The 2642-nt window shown below is 38.6% G+C and carries 2 protein-coding genes; both read left to right on the top strand.

The window, feature by feature from the left end; genetic code table 11:
- Positions 1-184 precede the first annotated feature (184 nt).
- Entirely contained in the window at positions 185-1750 is a 1566-nt protein-coding gene (gene istA, locus I2I33_RS20130) for an IS21 family transposase (RefSeq protein ID WP_087421235.1), read from the top strand.
- A complete protein-coding gene (gene istB, locus I2I33_RS20125) occupies positions 1740-2513 on the top strand; it encodes an IS21-like element helper ATPase IstB (RefSeq protein WP_087421236.1) in 774 nt (257 codons plus the stop codon). Before istA ends, istB begins: the two co-directional genes overlap by 11 nt.
- Positions 2514-2642 lie beyond the last annotated feature (129 nt).

Below are 2642 nucleotides of genomic sequence, written 5' to 3'. Positions count from 1 at the left end.
TGGAAAATATAAAGTCACTTGACCCACTATTATAAAAATCACCTGACCCACCTTTATAACCGAAACTGACCCACTTAGATTATAATAAAAATTGACCCTATAGAATTACCACATTTCAGTCTTGTTTTTGTACTTTAAAAAGCATTTTAACCCGGTATTATTAACCGAATAAAAATTTTAAAGAATGAAAATAAGAATCAAGCACATACTGCGGTGCTACCAGTCAGGAATGAGTATCCGTAGTATCAGTTCTTCTCTTCTGATTTCACGTAATACAGTAAAACGGTATATCCGAATATACGAGGATATGGGTATAGAGCTGGAACGCCTGTTGAAAATGGACGAGCATCATCTGCATGAACTTTTCGGTACGGAGACTGACAACGAATCAACAGGATCTGCAGAGTATAAGTATCTTCAAGAACATATACCTGAGTACATTAAACGACTTAAATCCCGTGGAACAACAAGAAGGTCCTTGTATGAGGAGTATCTGAGAAACCGTCCCCAAGGTTACAGTTATTGTTCATTCTGCCTGTATCTCAGACGTGAAAGGGAGGTAAAAATACCGGTTGGACGCATAGATCATATAGCCGGTGATCAGATGTATGTGGATTTTGCCGGTGACAAACTTTATATTTCAGACAGGAATACGGGTGATAAGGTTCCCGTAGAAGTCTTTGCAGCGATACTTCCATGCAGTCAGATTACTTATTACGAGGCTGTACCATCGCAAAAGAAAGAATATCTTATCCAGGCATGTGAAAATGCTTTCCATTATTTTGGAGGTGTACCCAATGCCATAGTTCCCGACAACCTCAAATCTGCCGTAACAAAGCCCGGTGGAATAGAGCCTGTAATAAATGATGACTTTGCAGCATTTGCAGACCATTACGGCTGTGTTGTCTTTCCGGCAAGAGTGCGCAAACCCAAAGACAAGGCTTTGGTTGAAAATGCTGTAAGACTGCTTTACAGGGAGGTCTATTCAAAGATGACAGGATTGAAATTCAATGATATTGAAGCCTTGAACATAGAAATAATGAAACATACTGACGCATTGAACAGCCGAAAGATGTACAACCGCAGCTACAGCCGTAGGGAGCGTTTCCTCGAGGTCGAGAAAGACAGGCTACATATATTGCCGGCAACAAGATTTATATCAAAAAACCGGAAAACGGCAACTGTCATGAAAAACAGTTATGTATCGCTTAACAATCACTATTACAGTGTTCCTAAAGAGTATATAGGCGATGCTGTAGAACTACTGTATGATGGGGACACAGTGGAGATATATCATAAATTCAGACACATAACGACACATCGCAGGGATGATACACCTTTCACTTATTCAGAAAAACCTTCTCATAAACTTCCCGGAGTACTACATGAATACAGAATCAGAATGGATGATATATACCGCAAGGCACGTGAAATAGACACGGTAGTGGAAGAGTATATAAAGTTGGTGGCTGTTGCCAAAAAATATCCTGTTCAGGCTATACGTTCAGCTGATGGTATATTATGTCTTGCGGAACGTTTCGGACACGACAGAGTGGTTCTTGCATGCCGGATAGCAATGGAATCCTGCATGTTCGGGTTCAACGAACTTGAAAGCCTTCTGGTAAACAGGGAAGATGAAAAGTATCATATACAAATGGAAGGGCTTGCTCCTGAACTTACCCCTAAACACAGAAATCTCAGAGGTAAGGATTATTTTAACTCTAAAAACATAGATAAAAATGACAAGTAATAATAAAACAAACAGAACTGTCGGAAAAAATATGGACAGAATAATGGAGTTACTCTCCAAATTACGTTTTTACGGTATGCTTGAAACATACAGAAATGACTGCAGGACAACATCCTCTGATGGTATGACAAACGATGAGTTCCTGAAATGGCTTCTTGAAAGCGAGTATGATTACAGACGCAATGTAAGCATTGAACGACTGATAAGATCTGCAAACTTCAGATATAAGGCATATATGGAAAAAATAGACTATACAATAAAACGGAACCTTGACCGGAACCAGCTCGAGAGACTTGCTTCTCTTGATTTTATAAGAGACGGACAGAATATTTTTATCACAGGAAGCTCCGGAACAGGTAAAAGCTATATAGCTTCAGCAATAGGATATGAAGCATGCAAAAATGGAGTCAGAACTTTATACTCCAATGCGTCAAAGCTTATGGGACAGCTTAAAATGGCCAAAAACAAGGGAACTATAGAATCTGAGATGAAAAAAATTGAAAAGTGTTCACTGCTTATTCTTGACGATCTGTTTCTTATAGGACTGGATGCCAGAGAAAGGTCAATACTTATGGAAATAATAGAAGACAGACACGGACTAAAATCAATCATAATAACGTCACAACTTCCATTCGAAAGCTGGTATGATGCAATTGGAGATCCTACGGTAGCTGATGCAATCCTGGACAGAATCGTACATACTGCACACAAAATTGAGCTAACGGGTGATTCTGTAAGAAAGATTAATGCTAAAAAGAAGTAGTATCTGCTATAAAGAATTATAATTGAAACTGACCCGGGTTAAAATGCATTTTTCTCTACTTAATTCTAATATTTTTTTGATGGGTCAATTTAGAGTATAATAGTGGGTCAAGTGACTTTATATTTTCCA

The sequence above is a fragment of the Butyricimonas sp. BSD2780061689_150309_C8 genome, from assembly GCF_015560935.1.
GTDB classification, from domain to species: Bacteria; Bacteroidota; Bacteroidia; order Bacteroidales; family Marinifilaceae; genus Butyricimonas; species Butyricimonas paravirosa.
This window is presented reverse-complemented; position numbering and strand designations above follow the sequence as displayed.

Bases quoted from the DNA above. Each gene is read 5' to 3' on its own strand.
- istB (WP_087421236.1), top strand. From the start codon at position 1,740: ATGACAAGTAATAATAAAACAAACAGAACTGTCGGAAAAAATATGGAC.
- istA (WP_087421235.1), top strand. From the start codon at position 185: ATGAAAATAAGAATCAAGCACATACTGCGGTGCTACCAGTCAGGAATG.